The organism is Arsenophonus endosymbiont of Aphis craccivora, assembly GCF_013460135.1.
GTDB lineage: Bacteria > Pseudomonadota > Gammaproteobacteria > Enterobacterales > Enterobacteriaceae > Arsenophonus > Arsenophonus nilaparvatae.
Window position 1 is genome coordinate 853,955 of record NZ_CP038155.1, and the last position, 25,766, is coordinate 879,720.

Sequence of the window (25,766 nt, forward strand, 5' to 3'; positions counted from 1 at the left end):
ATAAGGAAATTTAAAAGGTAATTAACATTATGTCAGAACAAAGTCATGAAGAGATGGTATTCCAGATCCAACGAATTTATACTAAAGATATCTCATTTGAAACACCAAGTGCCCCCAATATTTTTCAGCAAGAGTGGCAACCAGAAGTCAAATTAGATTTAGACACCTCGTCTAGTGAATTAGCTGAACATGTTTATGAAGTTATCTTACGGGTCACGGTTACCGCCAGCGTCGCTGAAGAAACCGCTTTCCTGTGCGAAGTGCAACAAGCCGGCATTTTCTCTATTGATGGTATCGAAGAAAGCCAAAGGGCGCATTGTTTAGGCGCTTATTGCCCAAATATTTTATTGCCCTATGCGCGTGAATGTATTACCAATTTAGTTAGCCGTGGAACTTTTCCTCAACTAAACTTAGCGCCTGTTAACTTTGATGCATTGTTTATGAACTATCTACAACAACAGCATACTGCCGAAACTGAAAATTCGGCAGATCATCAGGAAGCTTAATGAACACTGTTGCGATGACAGTTATCGGTGCCGGCTCTTATGGCACCGCATTAGCCATTACACTTGCCCGTAATGGCCACCACGTTTTGCTTTGGGGACATGATCCTCAGCACATTAAAAAATTACAACAAGAGCGCTGCAACCAAGAATTTTTACCCGACGTTCCATTCCCAGACAATTTGTTACCTGAAGTTTCCCTGAAGACGGCAATAACCGCAAGCCACAATATATTGATCGTCGTTCCAAGCCATGCATTTAATCAAGTTTTACAAAATATCCAACCTTACTTAACGCAACATTCACGCATTATTTGGGCAACAAAAGGGCTCGAACACGGGACTGGACGCCTGTTACAAGACGTTGCCCGCGAAACGTTCGGAGATAAAATTCAGCTAGCTGTTCTTTCCGGCCCAACTTTTGCCAAAGAACTGGCTGCCGGCTTACCAACTGCTATTGCGGTAGCCGCTTCTAATGCAGAATTTAGTGAAGAGCTACAGCAACTTTTCCATTGCGGTAAGAGTTTTCGAGTGTATAAAAATCCAGATATGATCGGTGTGCAGTTAGGTGGTACGGTCAAAAATGTCATTGCGATTGGTGCCGGCATGTCCGATGGTATCGGATTTGGCGCCAATGCTCGCACAGCGTTGATCACCCGAGGATTAGCTGAAATCAGCCGCTTAGGCATCGCTATGGGTGCTCAATCCTCTACATTTATGGGAATGGCTGGTTTAGGTGATTTGGTTTTGACTTGTACCGACAACCAATCGCGTAATCGTCGCTTTGGCATGTTGCTCGGCCAAGGCATGCAGACTAAAGAAGCTGAAAAGCAGATTGGTCAGGTGGTTGAAGGTTACTTAAATACCAAAGAAGTCCGTGCATTAGCGCAACGTGTTGGTGTAGATATGCCAATTACCGAGCAAATATATCAGGTTCTGTACGGTAATAAAAATGTACTCGAAGCGGCAAATACATTACTTAGCCGCGCAACCAAAGACGAAACTAATGATACACGTGCTTCTTGATCATTAAAAATAGTAGAGTGTGAATATGTCTCGACAGCAACTTGAGGAAATTTGGACGATAATAAAGCAAGAGGGTGAAATTTTAGCCAACTGTGAACCAATATTAGCCAGCTTTTTTCATGCGACATTACTTAAACATGATAATCTTGGTAATGCGTTAAGTTATATCCTAGCAAACAAGTTAGCTACCCCGATTATGCCAGCGATTGCCGTTCGAGAGATTATTCAAGATGCTTATAAAAATGATAAACAAATGATCGCTTATGCCGCTCGTGATCTAAAAGCCATCGTGCAAGGTTATCCGGTAGTCGACAAATATTCAATCCCGTTATTATATTTCAAGGGCTTTCATGCTTTACAGGCTTATCGTATCGGCCACTGGTTATGGAAAGTGGATCGCACGACATTAGCAACTTATCTGCAAAGCCAAATCTCTGTCTCTTTTGGGGTTGATATCCATCCCGCGGCTAGTATTGGTTACGGTATTATGCTTGATCACGCAACAGGTATCGTTATAGGCGAAACGGCGGTAGTTGAAAATGACGTTTCGATACTGCAATCAGTCACCCTTGGTGGAACCGGCAAAACAGGTGGAGATCGTCATCCTAAAGTTCGTGAAGGGGTGATGATCGGGGCGGTAGCAAAAATTTTAGGCAATATAGACATTGGCAAGGGCGCTAAAATTGGCGCGGGTTCAGTAGTGCTACACCATGTACCACCTCATACTACCGTGGCAGGAGTACCAGAGCGCAAAGTGGGAACACCGACAGCAAAAAACCTTCACTAGATATGGATCAAAACTTTAGCAACTCAATCCATGGTTTTGGTGAGGGTATCTAACCATGCCATCAACCGGTGGTTAATAAAATTACTCACGCAACAGTGCACCGGAGTAATCCAACTGGCGCCATGCTTCCAATACCACCACTGCAACAGAATTGGACAAATTCATACTGCGGCTATCTGCTAACATTGGGATACGGATCTTTTGACTAGTTGGTAATTCATCAAGAACATATGCAGGTAAACCGCGGGTCTCCGGCCCAAACATTAAATAATCCCCCGGCCGATACGTTACGCTGCTATGGCTTGGCTTTCCTTTGGTTGTCAAAGCAAATAAACGGTTAGCAGATGCTGTCTGACAATGCGCGTTGGACAAAGCAATACTAGTTAGAAAAGCAAAATAATCATGATGACGCTGAATATCGGCAAACTCATGATAATCTAACCCTGCCCGCCGTAACCGTTTATCGTCCCAGGTAAAACCCAATGGTTCAATGAGATGTAACTGACAGCCAGTATTCGCGCATAGACGAATAATATTACCGGTATTCGGTGGAATTGCAGGTTCAAATAAAACGATGTTTAACATACAGCCCTCAACAATAAGTACTGTATTCTAACACAATCATTGTCACTGTTAACGCTTTCAATTGTGCCAAATTAAGCAAACAGAATTTTTTATTAATCTAATGATTTTTTAAACTCAAACTGAACGGTATTTTCTATCCCCTTTGCCAAGGTTACCGGCGGTTCAAATCCCGTATCAGCGATGTTATTAGATTTAAATTGAGTGCGAGCACAGAATGTTTTAACCCGAATACTGCTTATAGGAAAATTTTTACCCGTTATTTTAGCGAGCAAATCAAAACAATAACCCGCCAAAAGGCCCAACGAATAAGGAATACGGAGATTGGATTTCTGTTTTTGCAATGCCAGACAAATAATTTCGGTTAACTGATCCATGGTGAAAGCAGGTTTATCAACATAATTAAAGATATGACGGCCAGCTTTTAATTTAGTAACAAAATATAAAAAGGCAGCAACATTTTCCACATACGCCATCGATTTCTGATTATTGCCAGAACCAATCATCAAAAACTGCCCGGCAGCAATTTGTCTAAAAAGGTTATAAACATTACCGCGATTACCCTCACCGAAAACTACTGTCGGTCGAATAGCCACTAATGTCCGTTGGCTATCTTTAGCATGCCAGTCATCATAGACACCTTCCGCCGCCAACTTCGATTTACCATAATCATTAAAAGGCTGAAATTTACCATCTTCACCAGTTTCCTGCTCAACAAAACCCTAAACCGCCACCGAAGAAGTAAAAATAATATGTTTAATATCTAGCTGCTCAGCAACCTGACAAACATTTTTCGCGCCATCCACATTAACTTCATAATAGAGACTGATAGGATGCACATTATCCTGATGTTGCGCCGCTAGATTAATAATAATGGAAGTGTCTTTTAATGGCTCCAGGCTTTGTTGAATAAATCAGAATTAGCCGCCAGGATGGCTCCCTCTGCTACACCTGTTATCCGATCCTGACGCTGTGTGGCATACCCAACAACGTCATACGGTTCAGCGCTTTGACCATCGCCATTACTTCACCTACCTGAGCCTCATAGTCACGCCGGCTCAGATGGCCACCCAGCAAAGTTTTTATGCGGAACATCGCTGTTTCTGCCACTGAACGCCGTTGATAACCCACTTTCTTTTTCCACATATCATTACTCCTGCTCAGACGCTGATTCGCCACCGCATGGTTACGTTCATGGTGCTTGTCCGGCCAGTATTTCGCTCCGCTTCGCGGCGGGATAAGGGGCCTGATTTTCTTTCTTAGCAACGCATCGTGGCAGTAACAGGCGTCATAAGCACCGTCTGCTGACACTTCCCTGATTTTCCGGTGGGTTTGGTTAATCAGGCCCGGCAGTGCCTGCGCATCTGTCGTTCCGCTGAGCGATAAGTCGGCACAGATAATCTCATGAGTCACACTGTCTGCTGCCAGATGAAGCTTGCGCCACACTCTTCGTCTGTCAGCCCCATGCTGCCTGACTTTCCTTTCACCTTCGCCAAAGACCTTCAGACCGGTACTGTCGATGACCAGATGCGAGATTTCACCACGCGTTGGCGTTTTTATGCTGATGTTGACGCTCTTTGCTCGTCTGCTGACCAGCGAGTAGTCCGGACAGCACAGCGGCAAAGACATGAGTTTAAAAATCGAATCAACGAAGCCCTGTAATGCCCGGAGCGACAGGTTAAACACACGCTTCATCATCAGGACAGTGGTAACAGCCATATCGCTGTAGTAAAGCGGCCGGCCACGACCTTCAGGCGAAGAACTGTCAGTCCATCCAGCGATGGCCGACTCATCAAGCCAGACCGTCAGGGAACCGCGTTGTCTGAGTGCCTTGTTGTACGCGGGCCAGTTGGTAATTTTAAACTTTTGCTTTGCCATGGGGACCTGATGTTGAAACGAATTTAGCGATCAGCTCCGCCAATCACCTAAAAGTTCGATTTATTCAACAAAGCCATGGCTCCAATAAAGTTTCTACTTTAGTGGCATCACCAAATAGCCATTTGTCTGGATGTTCCTGGCTTTTATTAATATCAACGATTTTACACTCAATTTATTGAGCTTTTAATTGATTAGCAAGACGGGTACCGATAAAACCGGAGCCACCGAGGATTGTTAGCATAAATATCCTTCTACTTTCTTAATCTTTTATATATTTTGGACAAAATAAAGGTTGGTAGTAGTCTACAATAAGAAGCCTAATTTTCATAAAAAACATAACTTTTAGTTGTTAAGCATATCAATATAATTCTAAGTAGTTATAAATCCAATATCGTTGAAAACATCAATTAATGTAATTACAAAACTTTTTACTTAAAGCAATTAACGTCCATGAAGCGATAACCATAATTGCAATCTTAGTCCGCCTAATGGGCTATCAGAAGCTTTTACCCACCCTTTATGGTGAAAAACCGCTGTTGCGACAATAGCTAGCCCTAAACCTGTACCGCCTGATTGCCTATCTCGCGCTTCATCAGTTCGATAGAAGGGACGAAAGATTTTTTCCCGATCCTCCTTTGATACGCCTGGGCCATCATCATCTACCGTGATCAAAATACCTTGATTTTCTTCTTTAAATGCAACTTCAATACGATTATGGGAATACCGTAAGGCATTACGAACAATATTTTCTAACGCGCTACCCAATGCAGGAGGATTACAATAAATTGTCCAAGTACCAGGAGAAGCCGTTACATTAAGTGTTTTATTCATCTGTTCAGCTTCAAACGTAGCATTGTCCAAAATATCATTCCAAAGATCGGTAACTTTAATATTTTGTCTCAATATTTCATTCTTATGTTGGCTATGAGACAGTACCAACAAATCATTAATCATACCATCAAGGCGCAATGTTTCAGTTTCAATCCGTTCTAATTCTTTGCTCTCCCCATGTCGGCGGCGTAATAATGCGGTGGCTAATTGAAGACGTGTTAACGGGGTGCGTAACTCATGGGAAATATCAGAAATCATCCGTTGTTGCGCACTAACCATTCCTTCTAGCGCACTAATCATCTGATTAAAGCTGTTTCCTACCGCCAAAAACTCCTGCGGACCAGATTCCAATTCAGGGTGTTGACGTAAATTACCATTAGCAACATCATCTGCTGCCATTTTCAATTTTCTGGCAGGTTTTGCTAAACTCCATGCTAACCATAATAACAAGGGAGCACTAATTAGCATTGTTGCAACTAACAACAAAAAAGGCCTATCAAAAAGCAAGCTAATAAAATCAGATTGTGGACTACTGGCTGGACGAACCAAATAAAGTTGGTAATGATCTTCCCCATCACGAATAGAAAATGGCCCTAACATTTCGACTCGACCATATTTTTTCTTTTTCGGCTGATCAGCATTATCTGATTGCCCAATAAAATTACGAATTACCTGCATTTCATTGGGCATAGCGCCAATAACCCGTCCTTCACTGGTTACCATGATAAGATGCTGATCTGGCGGAGCCAACTTTTGAATGGCGTTAGAAAGCCGGCGCCACCACATAAGATCATTAATTGGGTCGCCAGCTAATTCAGCTTCTATGTGCTGTTCTAACATAAGACCTTGACGGTACTCGCTTTTCAACAGCGGTGTAATTTGCCTTGAATCAAGCTTTGGTACCATCAATACCAACATCAATACTAAAGCCAGCGTAAACCAAAAAATGGCAAATATCCTGGCTGTCAAACTATTTATCATGTTGCTGAAACCATCAAATACCCTCGTCCACGTAAGGTTTTAAACCAAGGTAATCCATCTGTCCGCTCAGGTAATTTACGCCGCAAATTTGAGATATGCATGTCAATAGCACGATCGAAAGGGGTTAAACGTTTCCCTAAAACCTCTTGGCTAAGATGTTCACGAGAAATAACCTGACCAAGATGTTGTGCTAATAAATAAAGTAAAGTGAATTCTGTTCCAGTAAGATCAAGCACCTTGCCATTAAAACTCGCTTCTTGTCGTCCTGGGTTTAACTGTAAACCATCTACCTGACAAATTGACGAATTAAGATTATCCTGACTTTGCTCACTCCAATTTGAACGTCTCAGTAAGGCTCGTATACGTGCAACTAATTCACGATCATTAAATGGTTTAGGTAAATAATCATCTGCACCTAATTCCAAACCAAGAACACGATCCAAATCACTGCCACGAGCGGTTAACATAATCACCGGAATTTGATATTGTCTACGTATCTCTTTTAATGTATCAATACCATTTTTCTTGGGCATCATGATATCAAGTAACAATAGATCAATTGTTGAATCGAGAAGCGTTAATGCTTGCTCGCCATCATAGGCGATGATCACACTAAAGCCTTCCATTTCAAGTAATTCTTTTAACAGCGAAGTCAGTTCGCGGTCATCATCAACAAGTAAGATTTTATGCATTAGTCATATCCTCCAAGAGCAAAATACGACAAGAATCGCCGCGATGCCATGACTTTACGTTCTTTTACACGCTCTGACGCTAGTTTTCAACCACACGGATATAGTTAGATAATATTAACATTTTTATTCAAAGAGGGCGGGAGTAAATTATTAATGCGTCACTGGGCAATGATAACTTTTACATCATCGCTATTTATTGTTGGCTCAACAGCGGCTTTAGCCGAAGCAGCAGATGTTAGTATAGCAACATCATAATCTGCCGAAAAAATACAGGCTGTAAAATATGATAGCCATATTTCTAAGCGTAACATAACAAGAGATAGACTATGCAATCCCTATGATATATTTATCCCCTTAATTAAAGGTATTACATTAAGCGAAAGACAACGCCAGCAAATGCGTGACTTGATGGCTTCACAACGACAACAAAGCTTTAAAAATAGAGTTTCGCGACAAGAACGTGAAATTTTACATAATTTGATGACAGCAGATATTTTTGATGATGTTGCTTTTCGCGTAACAGCAAAAAAACTGGCACAAGACATTGTTGAACAACAAGTTGAAATAGCTCGCATATATAACCAATTTTATAAATTATTAACACACGAGCAAAAAATAATACTGGAGAAGCAACATCAAAAACAGCTCTCTCTAGCAAGATATTAAATATTTCGTAATAAGCCTAGTAATAAGTAGCAAGTAATCATTGAAGTTTTTCCTTGCCATAGACACCATCCCTGTCTTTGTTGCCCTCTTTTATGGAGGGCTTTTTTCTATGTTAGAGAAAACTAATTTTTAGATTTAATAGGCTTTGTTGAATAAATCAGAATTAGCCGACAGGATGGCTCCCTCTGCTACACCTATTATCCGATCCTGACGCTGTGTGGCATACCCAACAACGTCATACGGTTCAGCGCTTTGACCATCGCCATTGCTTCACCTACCTGAGCCTCATAGTCACGCAGCCTCAGATGGCCACCCAGCAAAGTTTTTATGCGGAACATCGCTGTTTCTGCCACTGAACGCCGGTGATAACCCACTTTCTTTTTCCACATATCATTACTCCTGCTCAGACGCTGATTCGCCACTGCATGGTTACGTTCATGGTACTTGTCCGGCCAGTATTTCGCTCCGCTTCGCGGCGGGACAAGGGGCCTGATTTTCTTTCTTAGCAACGCATCGTGGCAGTAACAGGCGTCATAAGCACCGTCTGCTGACACTTCCCTGATTTTCCGGTGGGTTTGGTTAATCAGGCCCGGCAGTGCCTGCGCATCTGTCGTTCCGCTGAGCGATAAGTCGGCACAGATAATCTCATGAGTCACACTGTCTGCTGCCAGATGAAGCTTGCGCCACACTCTTCGTCTGTCAGCCCCATGCTGCCTGACTTTCCATTCACCTTCGCCAAAGACCTTCAGACCGGTACTGTCGATGACCAGATGCGAGATTTCACCACGCGTTGGCGTTTTTATGCTGATGTTTACGCTCTTTGCTCGTCTGCTGACCAGCGAGTAGTCCGGACAGCACAGCGGCAAAGACATGAGTTTAAAAATCGAATCAACGAAGCCCTGTAATGCCCGGAGCGACAGGTTAAACACACGCTTCATCATCAGGACAGTGGTAACAGCCATATCGCTGTAGTAAAGCGGCCGGCCACGACCTTCAGGCGAAGAACTGTCAGTCCATCCAGCGATGGCCGACTCATCAAGCCAGACCGTCAGGGAACCGCGTTGTCTGAGTGCCTTGTTGTACGCGGGCCAGTTGGTAATTTTAAACTTTTGCTTTGCCATGGGGACCTGATGTTGAAACGAATTTAGCGATCAGCTCCGCCAATCACCTAAAAGTTCGATTTATTCAACAAAGCCAATAAAATTGTGCGCGTTTATTTCTGAAAACATAGCCCAGGGTACGAATATTGTCACCCTCGACAACCTCATCAAACCAGGCGCCTGATTGATACGCCGCCTCTTCATTGAATGGTGATTCGCTTCCTTTAAACAGGGTAACAACGGTTTTTTTCCCTCGAAAGCGGCCGTAATCTGTCAACGAAGTCCAGCGCCGAGGCCATCAGCGTTCCAAAGGAAGTGATCTGCGCCCTGCCTAATGGCTAATTCCGTCGCCCAATCAGCACCCTCGTTAACATCCATTCGTAAGCCTTCTGATATATGCTTCACCACTGAACCGTGGCGCATTGCATAGCCTTTCGCATCTGTGCCGGTATCTGATGGGTCATGTGCGGCAATAATTGCCCCTTTCCCCTTCCAGCCAAGCACCTTATGTGCATCGATAGCCGCTTCCAGCCATTCGCGTTTGGTGATAGCCCTCTCACTCGCACTGACGGGCTCACCTAACCAGATATGACGGTAAAGCGTTGGATTACGGTGTTTACATTCTTCCATTTCTAATCTGAGTACGTCAGGAAAATGCTGGTTATCAGTGTAATTGGCGGTCAGTAGGCAGATATCATCCGGGGGATTGACAACAAATCGCTGGTAAGTATCATCAAGAATATTTTTAGGATTGAAGTTCACCCATATTTCAGAATTGGGTTTTCGAATGGTCGGGATCAGAATATCCCAACTCTCTTTCGTCACAGCCTCGGCTTCCTCAACCCAGCAAATATCAATCCCTTCTAATGACTTAATCTTTGTTGGCTTGTTCTTGATGCCATAAAACATGAATTCAGCGTGAGTGCCTAGATGCCGAATCATGAAGAGCTGGATTTCAAATTCGGCACCATACCCTTCACGCTCAATCGTGTCTTCAAGTAATCGGATGACCGAGTCGCGAATACTGTTCTGCAACTCACGCGCGCAAAGTATACGAACCGTCTGGCGTCTTGCCGCCTCAATGAGCAACCGCGCTATCGCCCATTACTTACCGCTCCCTCGCCCACCTTTAGCGACCTTGTAGCGATGCGCTTCAATGAAAGGTTCAAAGACAGGGTTAATCATTGTCATGTCCCAAATAGTGTACTCATAGGGGATGTTTCAATTTTGATAGCCCCTCCCGCTTTACCCGTAAGAGCGGTTTCTTGTTTTTCTGCGTAGCCGTGATTAGATAACATTAACTTAACAATCGTTGGGTTAAATTCACCGGTAAGCCCTGTATTTATCAGACTATTTTCCTGGATAGTTTTTATGGACGCTAACGTGCCCGAAAAATCGCTATTTTCTTTGGCGTATTCCTGTGCGATAGACCGTCTTATCCCTAAATAACAGGCTAAACCTGCCACACTGGGCACAACATCCCCCACGGTTTTGTATTCCCCCATCAAATAGGCTGTGGCCTTTTCGAGGCTCACGGTTAACTTGCTTGGACGTCCAATTTTATTTTTACTCACCATCACTTAGTCTCTAGATTGACTGTAAATATCATCAGAGAAAAATTTCCCTGATGTTTCGCCCAGAACTTTTGGTTCTTTCTTCAAAAAATCATTGTGCTATAACTTGCGATACTTTTTACAGGGAAATGATAGTCCCTCTATTTGGGCTGCTTTTCATTTTTGCATATCATTTTTCTTTTCTTCAATTCGCCTTATCGCCGCTTTATCTTGGTTACACATCTCGAGAGCCAGCAGCAGTTGCTCATTGAGTATCAGGCTATCGACCCAGGTCATGTGTTACGATATCACCGGCAGAGCGCAATCATCGAGGAGCGTGGCGGGAATGGGTGCTGGAGGCACGGGAAGATATTTTATCGGCGTGTGCACGCAACCGGTTAACAGCGGCAGTAGGCACAGGCAGACGAGCACAGCGTTCAGGGGTAATTGCTTTTTGTATCTCAACAATTTGCGGCTGCGATTCGTGTATCGCCTGTTGGTGCGCATCCTGGGTGGCTCCCGCTATGGTGTTAACAATATCAACCGCCTGCGCATAGTGGGTAAACTGTGCTCGTGCTTCATCACGCTCGGCGATTAGTGATTGGTTGGCCAGTTTTAGGCGGACGTTTTCGACATATTGAAACCTGACCACGATGGAAAGTGCTGTTATCGTGGCAACTAATCCAGCTGTGAGAAGCAGTTTCCAATACATAACGTTAATCCGATAGACAAAGCTCACGCTCTATCGCCCGGCGATTAACCAGCCCTTTTGATACCTTGCCTTCGTCATATTGCCATCGCCGCTTTCAGGTCACGCTCCAGCAAAGCCTGACATTCCTCGTCTGTGTAGTGTTTACCCGGAATAATCGCTTTCCCGGTATGCCCGTAGCACACCGTTAACACGTCACCCCCATCTTTATAGGGTTTATGTCTTAAGCCTTCAAAATATGTTACCATCGTCGAGGCCAACAACACCGCACTACCGCCCATCGCCATCAGGATTTTTTTCAGTATCTTCATAATGCCGCGCTTTGAGTTTGTATTCCTTTTTGCGGTAGTACACGTTGATAAGAAATGTCCCGATTGTGCAGACAATACCGGTTACCGCCACCCATTGTTCAAGCGTAAAGAAACCTAAAACGGTCGTCATCAGACTTGAGAGATAGGCCGTCGGGGTTGCGTATTTTTCAGACATACTTAGTGACATTTATTGTGATTATTTCATTAGCAAGGATTAATAAATTTTAGAGTTTTCAAAAAAGATTTTCTATTGTGAAGAATGAAGCAGTAGCATCCATCATCCCCAAATTAAAAAATTGACGGTAAATTTCATCTAACGATGAGTAACAGAATGCTTGAATAACATGAACACTATTATCATTAAGAAGAGCCGAATAACTTGTAGCATTCATATCAAATATATCGATAACTTCCATACGTCCATTCAATGGCCGAAGCCCCTCAGGTAAACCCTTTATATACCTTGCTTTATCCTCGTTTAACATATGGATATCTCTAAGCGCTGGATTTCTAACAATTTCATTAGAGTTCTTGAATTTACCCCAATTATTCCCACGTATCTCACCATGACTGCCACTAACAATAACAATATTACGGTCATCGTTCGTGTTTTTCAGTAAAAATTCCAGTATTTCATCAGTACTGGTCCGATCTACCTTAGTATCAGAACCAAATTTAAGAGCGCCGTCAACATCAAATATTCTGTAGTGGGGTTTTAAACCTACGCCTTCCATTTCGGGAAAACGTATCTGTTCTCTAACAAAAAATGGATAATCAAGCTGAGTTACAGTAAAATTAGAGGCACTACCTGAAGAACCGCTTCTCAGTTTATTAACCTCTTTAGTATTTCTTAATCCAGCCTTACTCACAGAATTTGCTTTCGCAAAGCCAGCAGCCATTCCCGCTAACCACGTGGCGAGCGATACCCAGCCTAAAGTAGCTGAAGCCTCTGGATTGGAATCTTCCATTGCACCACTCACTATTCCGGTGATATCCGATGCAATACCCAACCCGCCAATAATCAATAATGACGCAGATGCAGAACTAATTGCCGCCATAACACCACCGGCTGCCGCAATAGAAGCGCCTGCCGTGAACACTGCGAAGCCAATCCCAATGATTCCTGCCACAATCCCCGTAATCGCCTGCCAACTGAGATGGCCTGACGGGTCGGTATGATTGATGGGGTCACCGGCACAGTAAGCATAATGGTTAATGCCGCCTGCACCGAATGGACTTAAGCTGTCCTGACAGTTAAAGCGCATTAACACCGGATTATAAGCTCGGTAGCCGTTGCCTAAATGATACGTACCACTGACAGGGTCAACCCGCTCACCATTAAAACCAGGCAGCCTATCGCTCGGTTTACCACTGCCGTAAGGTGACCAGACGTGGAGCTCACCTTCGGCAGAGGTCCCCGCCTCTTCAGACCATAGCAGGCTGTCGTTTTTGTCTCCCGCCGTTAGCGTCAATCCCTTATCGTCACTCACGCCCAAACAGGTTAGTTATTAATTTTTGAATAAACCATTCCAATTATGACCGGTTTTAACCAACCGGGTTGCTTTGTTTGTTGACGTGTTAACTTCATTGACCCATTCAGCCCCACGATAATAAAGTTCCCTGACGTCATTGTTGCCCGCGTGGCGCGTAATCAAACGGTTCAAGGCATCGTACCTGTAGGTCCCTGTGCGGTGGATTGTCTCATCACTTACGCCCGTTAGACGTCCCATCACGTCATAGGTCAGGGTTCGACCCGCTTCATCGCGGGTCATCCGGTCTTCAGCGTCATAGCTTAAGTTGATGGTCTTCGGATAGTTATCGTGCGTATTAGTTAGCGTTGTCAGCTGGGTCGTGTCGCTCGCGTTCTGATAACTATAGGTCGCCGTGGTGGTACTGCGGTCAACAAAGGTGGTCTTGACGGAAGTGAGGTTATTAAGGGCATCATAGCGGTACGTTTGCGCGCTCATCCGATGGCCATATGCATCCACCGTTAGGCTGTCTCCAGAGGCTGTGTAGCGAATCAGTCGGTTACGGTTGTCATAACCATACTGCTCTTCACGGCAGGTTAGGCAATTTTTCTGTGTCGTGCGTGCAGCGAGTAGACAGTTTTTCAGCCACGTTTGTGATAACATCAGTGTGGTACCGCGTTTGTCCGTGATGGTACGCGTGATTTCACGCCCAAAAATGTCATAGTTGAACGCAGTCGCTAAAGACGAGGTAGAAGCCTTATCACGCACTGGCTGGCTATTTAATCGACCCAATGCATCATAAGTTAGGTTAACCGTTAAGCTATCATCGGTAATGCGGGTGACGCGACCGTGTGCATCCATGCTGTACTGGGTTTGTTTACCAGTAATATCAGTATAGGAAACTGGAGCACCTTTTAGCGTATACTTATACTTTGCCTTGCGGTTCTGTGCATTATGTAAAAATGCCTCTTCCTTCAACTGGCCGGCCTTTGACCAGGTGTTTTCAAGCTTGGCGCTGGCTTCCTGAGCGTTCAGTAATTTTCCGGTTTGCTTGTCATAGTTGAATATTTGGCGAATACCCTCAGCCTTTATACTGCATATACTGCATATACTGCATATACTGCATATACTGCATATACTGCATATACTGCATATACTGCATATACTGCATATACTGCTAACGGCATTACCTAACTCTGGAATATAGGTGTATTTCACTGCTTTCCCCGATGGCAGGGTAATAGTTGAGGGCGTGGGCGAGACACCCTGATAGCGATAGGCAGTCTTGCGGCCTCCGCTGACACGTTGCGTGACCCTGCCTAGACTATCAAAGGTTTGCGTACCCAGGAACCAAGTCCGGGAACCCCCTTGGATATCCAAGCCGGTGACGCTAATGGAAGCCACTGCATTGCCGGTAAGGTGAGGGGCATACGTCCGGCTAACGACGGTACCGTCAGGCAATGCTTGGGTTAATACCCGACCATATTCATCATAGGTTCTTTGTGTAATCTGACCCAGCTCGTCCTGTTCTTCGAGTAACTGCCCTAGGCCATCCCACTGATAAGTGGATTCGCTATATTTTGCCCAGGTGAGGTCTTTGACGATTTTATTAAGCGGAAGCTGACTGATTTTATCTAACGTGCTGGTCACGCTAGCGCTAGTCAGCGCTGTGTTACACCGGTACTGCTTTGGCTGTAAACGGTCTGCGTGAGCGCAATTGGGTCTGTCTGTTGCAGCGATTTTTTACCGTCAGAGAACGAGACCGCTTTCTTTTCTCCCCATCCGCCATAGGTAATCTCGGAGGTTAACGGGTAAGCCGTCTGGCTTCCGGTTAACCAATCCTTGACGGTACCGGAGCTAACCTCACCTAACTGATTATGTTGACAGCTAAAGGTGGCATACCACCGCGCCGTCTCGGTATCAAAGGTGTCTTGACGGAGTGCACGTCCCGCACCGTCAAAAGACGTTTTATGTTTATTTCCCCACGCATCCGTTTCGATTGAATAAGGCCCTGCCGGATGAACCCGATATTCCCAGGTGCTGGTGTTGGTATACACTGAATCAGGACAGAGTGTCCGACGTATTATCCGTCCCAGTTTATCGTAAGCATAATGGGTTTCTATCCCTTGGGCAGAGGTTTCAGACAACACATTGCCTGTGCTGATGTGTCTAACGGTGGTGTTTGTTGCCGTTAGCCCGTCGTGGCCTGTGAACGCGTGATGCTCAGTGACAGCCTGCTCCGTCATGGTGTAAGTTAATAGCTGGCTATACGTAAACGTTTTTTCTTGACGGATATCGGGTGTTAAAGTGATAGTTTTGCGATGAAGACACCCATATATCGGGCGTGAATGCTTATCAGCATAATAGGTATTCTCCGTCAGGCTACGTTTATTTCCCGTGGTTTGCTTGACCGTTTTTTGCACCACAGCATAGCCGTTACCTGTTATTGTCTCTAATGCCGCTAACGGCTGCCACGTGTACTGGGTCATATTCTTCGGTTCACGACCGCTCTTTTGCAACGGGGTGAGCGATTGGCTTTTAACATACCGGGTAAAGCCATACGGGTCCGCCGGACAGTTACTGCCCTCTCCTTCGGCAGGGTAATAGGTGTACTCACTGATTGTCCCATCCGGCGCTTCCTGACGAACAGGATTGCCGAATTCATCAAATTGATAACGTGTCACCACCGCGCGAGAAGCGGTACCCCCTTTTTCGCCAGGTTCGGACCACGTCTCTTTTTTCGTCTTCGGCAAAGCATGCTGAGTCGGTTGGTCATCAAATTTAACCCCCGCTTTTGCGTAATACTGGGTCTCACTGAGATGAGTTTTGCCTTCCCGCACCGTTTTTTCAGACGCAAGCAGATGATAGGCGTTGTAGCGGCGGGTTACCTGACAAAGAATATGGCCGTCCGCATCCAACCGTTGCTCGGTAGAGCCGTACTGATAATCAGGCAGAAAGAAGTTCAACATCTGGTCTTTATCTGGCTGCCACAGATTAAAGCCCGCATCTTTCCCTAAATAGTTTTTTTGCGTATACGTCCAGTTGGTCACACTGGGCGGCTGTTCCCCACCCGGAATAACGGTGTGCCGATGGACACAGGGAAGGGGGGAAGGTTGGCAATCTCCGGGAATGCCATACTGTCAGCCGTTTGGGTATGGTAACTGACTGTTTCTGTTAGGCCGGTGGGCGAATGCACGGCGGTAATCGCCCGGTAACGGGCTTGGGACCCAATATCGTCGTAGTCAAAACCAGACCAATGCGGGGTCAACCGCATCACTGGTAACGCTTTTTAGCCTGTCGTTGATGAACTCAAAGATTATTTTGTAGCTGAGATCCACACTATCCGGCAAATGAGTGAAACGCGTGAAGTCTGAGTTTTTATCCGGGTAGACCACTGCGCAAAGAATATGACCATCGTCATCGGTCACTTGGGTCAAGCTGGCGGGAGAAAACTGCGAGTCCCAGCTGAGGTGTAGCCTTCGTCCTTCAGCGGAGGCAATCTGCGTCGGAACATAAATTTCACCGCTACGTAGCGATAAACGCTCTATTAGACCCGATTTGTGAATGACCTGATAGGTATTTTTATCCGCTTTTTTAAAGACAAAGGTTTTCAGCTTTTGCTGTTTTACCCTACCATTACTGTCAACGCGGTACTCCTCACCCGTAGACAGCAAGAGTTGGCCGGTATTGTTATCGTATTGCGATAAGTTCAACCGAAAACCAATACCAAATCCCGTCGGATTTGCCGTTGATAAGGGCGAGTACATCAGGGTAAGCGAGAGTGCAGGGCCCGTCAGCCCATTCGCATGAATATTGGCCAAAGGAAGCCGCAGATTAAACAATCCAGTCCGTGGGTCGACGCTGCCCTGAACGGCGCTGATAAAATTACCGGCGCTGGTATAGTGTGAAGATGAGCTCATAATGATTTTGGTTTCCTAAGCAGGATGAGCAGGATTTACGCAGAGAGGGGTTGTATGCAAAAATAGGTTTTATTACTTTAACAGCATCATGTTAATTTAAAAAATCAGCATTGTGATTTTTGATAGCATGACATTATTATTACGCGTAAATTATGATGAGGTTATATCATAACCGACTAATGGGCTACATGACTCAATGCTGAAAAGAAATAAAGAACATTTATCGGCTATGACGTTACTGTTATTTATCGCTTCACTAGACGATGCCGGGGATATCAAAGTGATCCGTATCGTTAAATGTCAGGGTAATCGTTCCCTCATTGCCGTAAAAGTCAGTCACTCTAACCTCTGGGTGGTAAATGAGATTATGCCAGAAGAGTGGAGAGCAGTTAGCGGAAGGCATCGTAAATTTATATAACAAATAACTAGTGCTTTCTAACATTACACTGCCGCCAATGTTAATCTGATTTTTTGCATTATACCAAAGATTAATTTGATAATCATTAAAATTCTCTCCGCGACCTATTACAGCGCAAGGATAATGCGGCCCTTGAATAATATTGAAGCAACTTACATTCTCATCTGGCACAAATGTATGCTCAGCCCAAACAAAGTAACTATTACTTACATCATAGTTCGTAACTGTGGTATAAATTATTTTGTGTTTTTTGAATTGCCCACCCATCGCAGGATGAATTTCAACAAATTTTCTTTTGCAGGTGCCATCATGGTGCTCTTTAAAAATTGGTTTCCCGAAACGTGAGGCCCAAGGTACGCTATTATTAATGTCCTCAAAACTTCCCTCGGTAATACGTATGTTATTGCGGTTGCTATAATTAATTTTCGGGTGCGAAATTATAGTTAAATACATTTTTTCAGCGCCAGAGGGAATATCTGCAGTAGTAAAGTGTTTTCCGTTATCCGTATCGACACTGACGGCGATACGTTTTGTGTTTATACCATCGGTGTAAACATACAGAATAATAATGGCCGTGCCATCTTCTCCAGTCGTTAGTCTCTTACTACGGTGTGAGCCTGGCTGAAGCTCTACACTGTACTCATTTTCCACCTCCGTAAAACACCAACCACTGTTACCTTTACTACTGAGTTTTTTATCAGATTCAGCAAAACATAAATTCAATATAGAAATCCACGTCTCGTTAGAAAATTTAAGCGGGTTCCCGTCTTTATTGACCGCTTTGGCTGTAATTTCAATGGGCAGCTGATTTCTCCCGTTGGCATATATGCTAGGTGATAGATTTCCAGAAACAGCTTGTATTTTTAGTGTACTAAGGATATCGATGTCATTTGGATTATCATATTGCGTTATTTCATCAGTCATTTTTATTTACCAACAATAGGTGTATCAAAAGTAAAATATAGTTTTTTTGAAAAGTATTACTGCGCCGTACACATGTATCAGCGTGGTAATTTCAATATTAATTTATGTTTTCAGATTTGAATTTTATTAAACGGATATTTCTATGAAGTGGACTTCGGGGTAGCAAAACTGCTGAATCCTTTATGCCTTGCGATGGAACTGTTAGCGCACTACCTTGATTTATTCAATCAAGCTAAATCAACCACTCATAGCACATTAACAAACTTTTTGCGGACCGCACTAATCCTTTTTTCACTTTTTTGTGGCGAATAAATTTTAACCTCCTGGTCCATGTCTAATCGCACGGCGAGCAGCGATAAACAACCGTCAATAAAGCCTTCTGCAATCAGTAATTTTGCCCGTATCAGCCTCTCATCCACTCGACGTCGGCGAGCGATGGCCCGCTTCGAATAGCCCTTGACGTAATACGCAATAATTAAACTTAGTTCTTCAGGCTGGCGTACTTTTTGCAATTGCGAAACGCAATTATCGATAATAAGACCATCCTTATCTGAGCACGAAGGGCGCATAGACGGGCGTAATGGGAGCAATCCCTTAAAACCGGCAGCTATCGGCGACCAGTCTATCCCGGTGTTGTTATCACGGGCCCATGTTCCCCATCGCTCTAACACTTGTTGAATATCTCTGCGCATCGTATTTTACCCTCAGTCTTACTCTACTTGCTTTATTCGAAATATTTTAGGTGGTGAATTTGTCAGTTCACTGGTAGTAGCAACCAGCATGCCGATTACCCGCACGGCCGTCGTCCCAATGGAGAAGTATTTTCTCTATGTCTCTGCTCATGTTATTTTCGCTCCTGTTGTGAACGGGAATATTTTTACCGTTCGTAGGCGTAACAACCTGCAACGAAATGTAACAACCTAAACCCGTTAGGTTGTTACACCATTTATTTTATTAATATCAATGGGTTAAATTTAGTGTAACAACCCAGTGCTTATACGTTGTTGCAGGTTGTTACGCCTTTCCCAAACCCGACAAACTTTTCCATCAACACGACGCAGAACTTGTTTAAAATTGCAATTTTGCAAAACATTACCAATGCGCATTTGTTCACGTCGCGATATATTTTTCGGTTCCAGGTTCAGAGCTGCACGCAAAATATCCGCTGACCGTAAAAATTGCCGTGACCGTGGTTTTTGTCAGGTCATTAAATCCGGTTCATCTAACCAACGCTCGATAATTTCCTGCCACGCATCTTTGATGAAATATTTTTCATGCACCTGATTAGCTAGTTGCTCTGCTTCTTTAAATTGAATCCATTTTTTGGTAAATAGCTCTCGTGCTTCCGCCCAAAACTGAATCACATCCTTTTTGATACCTTCTAAATCCATTTTCCCAACTTCAATCGGCAACCAACGCCGATTACCGGTTTTGTCGCCTAAAAATTCGTCTTCATTTGTCGTACCAATACTAAATGAGCGTCTGGGAAATTGTGTGGCGAATTCTTTAAACTTGGGGATCCACTTTTCATGTGTACGCGTGACAAAGGCTTTGATGGATTCCAGTTCTCTCTATGCGCTAGGGGCGTTACATCAGTTTGACCTTGTTTATGATTTTAAAACAGTTCATCTTTTTATTCATCAGCCAAGACTTAACCATCTGTCCGAGTGGGCGCTATCGGTTGAGGAGTTAAAAGACTTTGGTGACCTGGCTAGATTGAGAGTGCAAAAAGCCATTGAGATGGCAACCCTTGCCGAGCGCAACGGGCTTGATGCGCTACCAGATAATGCCTTTTCACCAGGCATCAAGCAATGCCAGTTCTGCAAAGCAAAAGGCGGATTGTGTTTTGCCCAGGCGCAGTTTGTCCATAATGAAGTCAGAGGCGATTTTGTCGATCTAATCCAACCTCTAGCACCCCAACTGAGTGATGCCCCAAAACACATTACGCTACTAACGACTGCGCAAATGGCAAAACTCTACCAGCATGTCGATTTGATAGAGAGTTTTTGTAAAGCCCTGCGAAATCTGGTCGCCGAGGCATTACATATTGGGCAATCGGTACCTGGCTTTAAACTGGTTGCTGGCAAACAAGATAATCGCACTTGGTGTGATGAGCATGAAGCCGAAGTGCTGTTAAAAAATGCCAAACTTAAACAGGAGCAAATCTACCACAAGAAAATTATCAGCCCAAGACAGGCTGAAAAACTGCTTAAAAAAGACAAACCGAGTCGCTGGGCAAAACTGGAAGCGCTTATTGCGCGAGCAGACGGTAAACCCGTTATCGCACAGGAATCTGACCCAAGACCTTCCATGATTACTAACCCCTTAAACGACTTTGACGATGTGACCGAAGCGGCACTCGTTGATAAATCCATTTAATCAAAAGGTAACTTTATGAAAATCAAATTAAAGAATGTACGTCTGGCTTTTCCTGATTTATTTGAACCTTCTCAGTTTAGTGGTCAGAGCGAATACAAATACCGTGCCACTTTCCTTATCGCCAAAAGTCGTACTGATTTGATTGAAGAAATCAAAGCCGGTATCAAACACGTGATTGGCGAAAAATGGGGCAACAAGGATATCGAAAAAATCTATAACAGCATTTGCAATAATCCTAACCGTTTTTGCTTACGCGATGGCGACAATAAAGAATACGACGGCTATGCCGGAAACCTGTATATCAGCGCCAACAATAAATCCCGCCCATTAGTTATTGACCGTAACACCTCCCTGTTAACCGCACAGGATGGTCGTCCCTACTCTGGCTGCTACGTGAACGCCACCGTTGAATTTTACGCTTATGACAATAACGGTAAAGGCGTTTCAGCATCATTAAGAGGCGTTCAGTTTTTCCGTGATGGTGATGCGTTTGCAGGCGGAAGTGTGGCCTCTGTTGAAGAGTTTGACGACCTTAGCATGGCTGAGGAAGAAGAGCTATTGGCAAGTTAAACACCAGGGAACTACCGCGGCCTGAGGTAGTGGAACAATCAGGCATCTATTAAAAATATGAGTAATTTTTACTCAATTTATCTTAAGGAAAATTTGATATGTAAAGTGTAAATAACCCGAGGAGTCTAAAAAATGAAATTAGATAATATGAGTGAAACCATTGCACTTACTAATCCAAGTAACAACCACCATTATCTACTTAAACTGGAACAACCCGTTTACGCCGATGAAGAAACCAAAACATTAATCAATATGGTTCAGCTACTGGCAGAAGAAAACAAATACCTGAGAAAAGAGAATAGGCGATTGGCAAAAAGCCATCGGTAAAATGGTGTGCTATTCAGGGTTCGAACCTGCGACCGATGGATTAAGAGTCTACTGCTCTACCCACTGAGCTAATAACTTAATGGTAATTATAGTGCAGGCATCAAGAAAGCTTTAACCACCAGAGAAAGGATACCTAAAATACCAGCACCTAACATCCAGCGTATTAATTTTTGTTCAGCACGAATGCCTGACATCTCAAGTTGTAGGTCTTTGCGGGTTATCTCCATATCTTTACGGACATTGGTTATTTCAGCCGATAAGTCTTTACGAACTTCTATTATTTGGGCAGTTAAATCTTTACGTACATCTTCTAAATCACGTTTAGTCGCAATATCCGCAACCTCATGTGATTTTCGCACAACGAGTGAGATAGCCCTAGCTTGTTCTCTGGAAATGCCAGCATCTTCAAGCGCTTCTGAGGCTTGTAATGTATCAAATGAAACCTGAGTCATAGGGAATCCTCCTTTTTTGGTAAGTATAACGGGTTTAGGCTGCAATATGCAAAATCTTTCATCAATTTAACTATTGAGGATACCTTTATGTCAAATTTAATAAATGTGCCAAATGTCACGCTTTCCAACAACGAAACGGTTGACTCGCAACAATTACTGCTAATGGTCAACGAAACACGAAAAGAACATGGCGAACCACCAATTAGAAACAACAAATTTATTGCAAAGGTCAAAGATGAACTTGAAGGAGAGACCTACACAAAAAGTGTAGGTCAAAAAAACGGCGCTGATATTGAAATTATCGAAATGACGCTTAAGCAAGCGCTCCGCGTTGCCGCGCGTGAATCGAAAGCCGTTCGCCGTTCACTGATTGATAAACTGGAGCAGCAAAGTAAACCACAAAGCGCCAATGAAATTATTGCAGCAATGGCATTGGCTAACGTTGCACAGGAACGCCGTTTAAAAAGTATCGATCAGGTTGTACAGGTGTCGGAAGAAATCGAGCATATCAAACAAGGCACAATACCCGAGGGTTTCCAAGGCTATAGCTATCTTAAAACAAAATATGGCTTGAGCGATGCAAAATGTCGCCAGTTAGTGATGGCGTGGAATGTGCCTTATAAAAAAGTGCCCCATGTTTCACCAGGCGGACAGATTACCCAGATGTCGGTAGTTGAGGAAGAAGCATTTAAATACGCTTTGGCCAAGGCGCTGCTTGAGTCTGAGAAACGCGGCAGTCAGTGGTATCACTCTAAAATGGGGCGTTTTTCCGTAACCGCCTGATAAGGATGGATTCTGCAAAATTTACTATTTTGCGATTTAGAAACCTACAGCGATATACCGATTAATTGTGGCACGCATCGCTATGCTGAAAATGCAGAAATATTACTTTTTGCCTATGCTTATAATCATGAAACCGTAAAGGTGTGGGATGTGACGCAAGATAAAACGATGCCAAAGGATTTAAAAGCCTATCTTGATGACTCTGCGATTTTAACTGTCTGGCATAATGGGGGGGTGTTTGATACGGTAATTTTAAGCAAAGTGTTAAATATTGACTTACCGTTATCCCGTGTTCACGACACGCTTGTGCAAGCCCTGGCACATGGCCTAACCGGTGCGCTTGGTTCGCTTTGCGATATCTTCAACGTCAATAGCGATAAAGCCAAAGACAAATAAGGTAAAGCACTTATCTCTTTATTTTGCAAACCGCGCCCTAAAAACAGCAAAATACAACACGCCACGGCGTTAACACATTTCGAAGAATGGCAACGGTTTAAAACTTACGCAGGTTCAGATATTTTAGCCATGCGCGAGATTTATCAACATTTACCGCGTTGGAATATGAATTTTAATGAAACAACGTTGTGGCAGTTAGACCAAAAGATTAATCGCCGTGGGATGTGTATGGACGTTGAGTTGGCCAAAAGCGCCCTAACCACCGTTGAAAACGGGCAAAAACGGTTATCAACCGACACTCAACAATTAACGGATAACGCTGTACAGACCGCAACACAACGCGACGCTTTGCTACAACATATCGTTTCGGCATTTGGCATCACATTACCGGATATGCAAGCCAGCACGCTACAGCGCCGCATTAATGACCCTGATATTCCACCGGCTTTGCGCGAACTGCTGTCAGTCCGTCTCCAGTCGTGCACAACCAGCACCAGGAAATACAAAGCTCTGCTAAAATCGGTAAGCGCAGATGGACGACTTCGAGGAACCAAGCAATTTTGTGGCGTCTCACGCACTGGACGCTGGGCGGGGCGGATTTTTCAACCGGATAATCGCCAACGACCCACGCTTAACCAAAAGACCCTTGATAACGGCATTGAAGCCTTAAAAGCCGGTTGCGCCGAACTCATTTGTGGTGACATTATGCAACTGACCAGTTCTGCGCTAAGAGGATGTATTATTGCCCCGCAGGGTAAGAAGCTGGTTATTTCTGACCTGTCAAACATTGAAGGATGCATGTTAGCATGGCTGGTGGGGGAAAACTGGAAAGTCAACGCTTTTAGCGAATTTGATAACGGCAAAGGCAATGACCTCTATAAACTCGCCTACGCGCTCGCATTTAATTTTTTACCTGAGAACGTCACTAAATCTCAACGACAAATCGGTAAGGTGATGGAGTGAGGCTTAGGCTATAGCGGTGGGGTTGCGGCATTCCTAACGTTCGCCCTCGCCTACGGTCTGGATTTAGATGAATGGAGGAAGCCTCATTACCTAATATACCGCCTGGCGTTAAGCGAGAGGCGATGCGCTGGTATCAAAAATCCGTTGAAACGGATAAAGCTTATGGCCTCAGCAAAAAAGTCTTTGTTACCTGCGATGCCCTTAAGCGCATGTGGCGCAATGCCCATCCGCAAACCGTATCATTCTGGTACGACATTGAAGAGGCAGTAAAACAGGCCATTCATTCACCAGGGATAGTGTTTAAGTGCCGTAAACTTAGCGTTCGTTGCGATAAAGGCTGGCTCAGGATTTGTTTACCTTCAGGGCGTAGTATTTGCTACCCTTCTGCGCGAACAGAGAATTGGACAAATCACCTACATGGGAACTAACCCCTATAGCCGTAAATGGGAAAGGCTAAACACCTACGGGGGCAAAATTATTGAAAATATATGTCAGAGCACTGCACGGGATGTATTGGCCTATAACATGCCAACTATTGAAAAGGCAGGTTATGAGATTGTCTTAACCGTCCATGATGAAATTATCAGCGAAGCGCCCGATACCCCAGAATTTTCCGCCGAGGGATTAAGTAAATTGTTAAGTTTTAATCCGGATTGGGCTTTTGATTTACCGCTTAGTGCTAATGGCTTTGAGACTTATCGCTATCGCAAGGAATAAAATAACACACAGGATAAAATAAACACCATGGCCTTTAGAAAAAACGACAGCCCACTTTATTTTAAGGCGGCACAAGATGCGGTACACCTTGAGCAGTCAGGCCAATACCATGACGCCGCACGCGCATGGTCACAGGCAAACCGACTGGCGCGTAATCTCAATAACCGTATCTGGAGTGAGAACCGCGCCGATTTTTGCCTTATGCAAATTAAAAGGATGTATTCATGCGGTTAATCAGGGAAGACAGCATCGAAAAACATTTGGTAAGTGAAGTGCGAAAAATCGGTGGGATTGCCTATAAATTTGTTTCACCCGGGCGACGAGGCGTACCTGACCGATTAGTCGCACTGCCCAATGGCAACATTATTTTTGTGGAATGCAAAGCACCAGGCGAAAAGCCCACTCCCTACCAGTTACGCGAACACGCACGGCTTTTTGCCCTAGGCCATCAGGTAATCGTACTGGATAGTCAAGATCTAAGCAGCATCTTACCACCTTATGAGTTGTAGGGTGCCTTTTAACCCGTTTTATAATTAAAGTTACGATCGTTGCCGCTGCACCAACGATAGTTAACATGACACCGCTTAGTTTTATTAAAAGACTATTAATTAACGCTTCAACATCTTTGCGAACTAGTGTTATTTCAGAAGATAAGTCTTTACGTACATCTTCTAAATCTCTTTTGGTCGCTACGTCAGCAACCTCATGTGACTTACGTACAGCAATAGAAATTGCTTTTGCCTGCTCTTTTGGCAAGCCTGCATTCTCTAATGTTTCAACAAATTCTTGTGTATCAAATGCAACCTGACCCATACGAAAAATCCTCCCGT

The 25,766-nt window shown here is 44.1% G+C and carries 29 protein-coding genes and 6 pseudogenes; 12 read left to right on the forward strand and 23 right to left on the reverse strand.

What is annotated here, in order from left to right; all coding sequences use genetic code 11:
* The first annotated feature begins 29 nt into the window (after positions 1-29).
* From secB to cysE, 3 genes and pseudogenes are all read left to right on the forward strand, one after another.
* The gene (gene secB / locus E3U36_RS04545) at positions 30-506 is read left to right on the forward strand and encodes a protein-export chaperone SecB (protein WP_180817244.1); all 477 of its coding nucleotides are present in this window, start codon (positions 30-32) and stop codon (positions 504-506) included.
* On the forward strand, positions 506-1,528 hold the full coding sequence (gpsA, locus tag E3U36_RS04550; protein ID WP_180817245.1) for an NAD(P)H-dependent glycerol-3-phosphate dehydrogenase: 1,023 nt from the start codon (positions 506-508) through the stop codon (positions 1,526-1,528). The genes secB and gpsA overlap by 1 nt, the downstream gene beginning before the upstream one ends.
* 25 nt (positions 1,529-1,553) lie before the next feature.
* Positions 1,554-2,368: pseudogene (gene cysE / locus E3U36_RS04555) on the forward strand (serine O-acetyltransferase).
* A gap of 28 nt (positions 2,369-2,396) precedes the next feature.
* Here the strand turns inward: cysE and trmL are convergent.
* The 3 genes and pseudogenes from trmL to E3U36_RS04570 form a co-directional block, all read right to left on the reverse strand.
* The gene (trmL, locus tag E3U36_RS04560) at positions 2,397-2,900 is read right to left on the reverse strand and encodes a tRNA (uridine(34)/cytosine(34)/5-carboxymethylaminomethyluridine(34)-2'-O)-methyltransferase TrmL (RefSeq protein ID WP_180817246.1); all 504 of its coding nucleotides are present in this window, start codon (positions 2,898-2,900) and stop codon (positions 2,397-2,399) included.
* A gap of 92 nt (positions 2,901-2,992) precedes the next feature.
* Positions 2,993-3,796 (reverse strand): annotated as a pseudogene (locus tag E3U36_RS04565) (NAD-dependent epimerase/dehydratase family protein); the annotation flags it as partial.
* Positions 3,797-3,851: 55 nt separating this feature from the next.
* Positions 3,852-4,775: an IS5 family transposase gene (locus E3U36_RS04570; protein WP_180817247.1), complete on the reverse strand. Its 924-nt coding sequence runs from the start codon at positions 4,773-4,775 to the stop codon at positions 3,852-3,854.
* On the opposite strand from E3U36_RS04570, the gene E3U36_RS04575 reads away from it, so the two are divergent.
* A complete protein-coding gene (locus tag E3U36_RS04575) occupies positions 4,769-4,954 on the forward strand; it encodes a hypothetical protein (protein WP_180817248.1) in 186 nt (61 codons plus the stop codon). The two genes, E3U36_RS04570 and E3U36_RS04575, sit on opposite strands and share 7 nt — an antisense overlap.
* Before the next feature lie 262 nt (positions 4,955-5,216).
* Here E3U36_RS04575 and cpxA read toward each other — a convergent pair whose 3' ends face one another.
* From cpxA to E3U36_RS04590, 3 genes are all read right to left on the reverse strand, one after another.
* The gene (gene cpxA / locus E3U36_RS04580) at positions 5,217-6,587 is read right to left on the reverse strand and encodes an envelope stress sensor histidine kinase CpxA (RefSeq protein ID WP_180817249.1); all 1,371 of its coding nucleotides are present in this window, start codon (positions 6,585-6,587) and stop codon (positions 5,217-5,219) included.
* The gene (gene cpxR / locus E3U36_RS04585) at positions 6,584-7,279 is read right to left on the reverse strand and encodes an envelope stress response regulator transcription factor CpxR (protein ID WP_180817250.1); all 696 of its coding nucleotides are present in this window, start codon (positions 7,277-7,279) and stop codon (positions 6,584-6,586) included. Before cpxR ends, cpxA begins: the two co-directional genes overlap by 4 nt.
* A gap of 158 nt (positions 7,280-7,437) precedes the next feature.
* On the reverse strand, positions 7,438-7,590 hold the full coding sequence (locus E3U36_RS04590) for a hypothetical protein (RefSeq protein WP_180817251.1): 153 nt from the start codon (positions 7,588-7,590) through the stop codon (positions 7,438-7,440).
* 55 nt (positions 7,591-7,645) lie between these two features.
* Between E3U36_RS04590 and E3U36_RS04595 the strand changes: the two genes are divergently transcribed.
* Positions 7,646-7,945: a Spy/CpxP family protein refolding chaperone gene (locus tag E3U36_RS04595; RefSeq protein WP_255479100.1), complete on the forward strand. Its 300-nt coding sequence runs from the start codon at positions 7,646-7,648 to the stop codon at positions 7,943-7,945.
* 197 nt (positions 7,946-8,142) lie between these two features.
* Here E3U36_RS04595 and E3U36_RS04600 read toward each other — a convergent pair whose 3' ends face one another.
* The 15 genes and pseudogenes from E3U36_RS04600 to E3U36_RS04660 form a co-directional block, all read right to left on the reverse strand.
* On the reverse strand, positions 8,143-9,066 hold the full coding sequence (locus E3U36_RS04600) for an IS5 family transposase (protein WP_180817253.1): 924 nt from the start codon (positions 9,064-9,066) through the stop codon (positions 8,143-8,145).
* 73 nt (positions 9,067-9,139) lie between these two features.
* A pseudogene (locus tag E3U36_RS04605) lies at positions 9,140-10,236 on the reverse strand (PBSX family phage terminase large subunit); the annotation flags it as partial.
* Positions 10,233-10,622 carry a DNA-packaging protein gene (locus E3U36_RS04610; protein ID WP_180817254.1) on the reverse strand — a complete coding sequence of 130 codons (390 nt, stop codon included), beginning with the start codon at positions 10,620-10,622 and terminating at the stop codon, positions 10,233-10,235. The gene E3U36_RS04610 and the pseudogene E3U36_RS04605, both read right to left, overlap by 4 nt.
* A 153-nt stretch (positions 10,623-10,775) precedes the next feature.
* Positions 10,776-10,895, reverse strand: coding sequence for an Rz1-like lysis system protein LysC (gene lysC / locus E3U36_RS13395; RefSeq protein WP_439647279.1), 120 nt, complete (start codon positions 10,893-10,895; stop codon positions 10,776-10,778).
* Between the two features lie 28 nt (positions 10,896-10,923).
* On the reverse strand, positions 10,924-11,310 hold the full coding sequence (locus tag E3U36_RS12520) for a hypothetical protein (protein WP_180817535.1): 387 nt from the start codon (positions 11,308-11,310) through the stop codon (positions 10,924-10,926).
* A 74-nt stretch (positions 11,311-11,384) separates the two neighbouring features.
* Positions 11,385-11,618, reverse strand: a complete 234-nt coding sequence (locus tag E3U36_RS04620; protein WP_369412955.1) for a glycoside hydrolase family protein — start codon at positions 11,616-11,618, stop codon at positions 11,385-11,387.
* On the reverse strand, positions 11,578-11,793 hold the full coding sequence (locus E3U36_RS04625) for a phage holin family protein (protein ID WP_238337515.1): 216 nt from the start codon (positions 11,791-11,793) through the stop codon (positions 11,578-11,580). Before E3U36_RS04625 ends, E3U36_RS04620 begins: the two co-directional genes overlap by 41 nt.
* A gap of 58 nt (positions 11,794-11,851) precedes the next feature.
* Positions 11,852-13,108, reverse strand: a complete 1,257-nt coding sequence (locus E3U36_RS04630; protein ID WP_238337516.1) for an RHS repeat-associated core domain-containing protein — start codon at positions 13,106-13,108, stop codon at positions 11,852-11,854.
* Between the two features lie 18 nt (positions 13,109-13,126).
* Complete coding sequence (locus E3U36_RS04635; protein WP_180817257.1) at positions 13,127-14,737, reverse strand: RHS repeat domain-containing protein; 1,611 nt, start codon at positions 14,735-14,737, stop codon at positions 13,127-13,129.
* Positions 14,738-14,748: 11 nt separating this feature from the next.
* Positions 14,749-16,137, reverse strand: a complete 1,389-nt coding sequence (locus E3U36_RS04640) for a hypothetical protein (protein WP_180817258.1) — start codon at positions 16,135-16,137, stop codon at positions 14,749-14,751.
* A gap of 192 nt (positions 16,138-16,329) precedes the next feature.
* Positions 16,330-17,007 (reverse strand): hypothetical protein, encoded by a 678-nt coding sequence (locus E3U36_RS04645; protein ID WP_180817259.1) that lies wholly within the window; start codon positions 17,005-17,007, stop codon positions 16,330-16,332.
* A gap of 256 nt (positions 17,008-17,263) precedes the next feature.
* Complete coding sequence (locus E3U36_RS04650) at positions 17,264-18,349, reverse strand: hypothetical protein (RefSeq protein ID WP_180817260.1); 1,086 nt, start codon at positions 18,347-18,349, stop codon at positions 17,264-17,266.
* A gap of 245 nt (positions 18,350-18,594) precedes the next feature.
* A complete protein-coding gene (locus tag E3U36_RS04655) occupies positions 18,595-19,041 on the reverse strand; it encodes an antiterminator Q family protein (protein WP_180817261.1) in 447 nt (148 codons plus the stop codon).
* Between the two features lie 147 nt (positions 19,042-19,188).
* A complete protein-coding gene (locus E3U36_RS13535) occupies positions 19,189-19,248 on the reverse strand; it encodes a hypothetical protein (RefSeq protein WP_500784360.1) in 60 nt (19 codons plus the stop codon).
* Positions 19,249-19,323: 75 nt separating this feature from the next.
* Positions 19,324-19,920 (reverse strand): annotated as a pseudogene (locus E3U36_RS04660) (VapE domain-containing protein); the annotation flags it as partial.
* Here E3U36_RS04660 and E3U36_RS04665 point away from each other — a divergent pair.
* The 3 genes from E3U36_RS04665 to E3U36_RS04675 all read left to right on the forward strand — a co-directional run bounded on the left by E3U36_RS04665 (position 19,904) and on the right by E3U36_RS04675 (position 21,625).
* Positions 19,904-20,728 (forward strand): DUF2800 domain-containing protein, encoded by an 825-nt coding sequence (locus tag E3U36_RS04665; protein WP_238337542.1) that lies wholly within the window; start codon positions 19,904-19,906, stop codon positions 20,726-20,728. The pseudogene E3U36_RS04660 and the gene E3U36_RS04665 sit on opposite strands and share 17 nt — an antisense overlap.
* Before the next feature lie 15 nt (positions 20,729-20,743).
* Positions 20,744-21,298, forward strand: a complete 555-nt coding sequence (locus tag E3U36_RS04670) for a DUF2815 family protein (RefSeq protein WP_180817262.1) — start codon at positions 20,744-20,746, stop codon at positions 21,296-21,298.
* Positions 21,299-21,430: 132 nt separating this feature from the next.
* Positions 21,431-21,625, forward strand: coding sequence for a hypothetical protein (locus E3U36_RS04675; RefSeq protein ID WP_202881828.1), 195 nt, complete (start codon positions 21,431-21,433; stop codon positions 21,623-21,625).
* 86 nt (positions 21,626-21,711) lie between these two features.
* On the opposite strand, the gene E3U36_RS04680 is transcribed toward E3U36_RS04675, so the two are convergent.
* Positions 21,712-22,077, reverse strand: a complete 366-nt coding sequence (locus E3U36_RS04680) for a CCDC90 family protein (RefSeq protein WP_180817263.1) — start codon at positions 22,075-22,077, stop codon at positions 21,712-21,714.
* Positions 22,078-22,164: 87 nt separating this feature from the next.
* Here E3U36_RS04680 and E3U36_RS12525 point away from each other — a divergent pair, with 87 nt between their 5' ends.
* From E3U36_RS12525 to E3U36_RS12530, 4 genes and pseudogenes are all read left to right on the forward strand, one after another.
* Positions 22,165-22,860: a phage antirepressor Ant gene (locus E3U36_RS12525; protein WP_238337517.1), complete on the forward strand. Its 696-nt coding sequence runs from the start codon at positions 22,165-22,167 to the stop codon at positions 22,858-22,860.
* A gap of 12 nt (positions 22,861-22,872) precedes the next feature.
* Positions 22,873-24,936: pseudogene (locus E3U36_RS04695) on the forward strand (DNA polymerase family A protein).
* A 27-nt stretch (positions 24,937-24,963) separates the two neighbouring features.
* A complete protein-coding gene (locus tag E3U36_RS04700; protein ID WP_180817264.1) occupies positions 24,964-25,170 on the forward strand; it encodes an ANR family transcriptional regulator in 207 nt (68 codons plus the stop codon).
* Positions 25,161-25,445 (forward strand): PDDEXK family nuclease, encoded by a 285-nt coding sequence (locus tag E3U36_RS12530; protein WP_238337518.1) that lies wholly within the window; start codon positions 25,161-25,163, stop codon positions 25,443-25,445. Before E3U36_RS04700 ends, E3U36_RS12530 begins: the two co-directional genes overlap by 10 nt.
* A 16-nt stretch (positions 25,446-25,461) precedes the next feature.
* Here the strand turns inward: E3U36_RS12530 and E3U36_RS04705 are convergent.
* Positions 25,462-25,749, reverse strand: a pseudogene (locus E3U36_RS04705) (CCDC90 family protein); the annotation flags it as partial.
* Between the last annotated feature and the right edge of the window lie 17 nt (positions 25,750-25,766).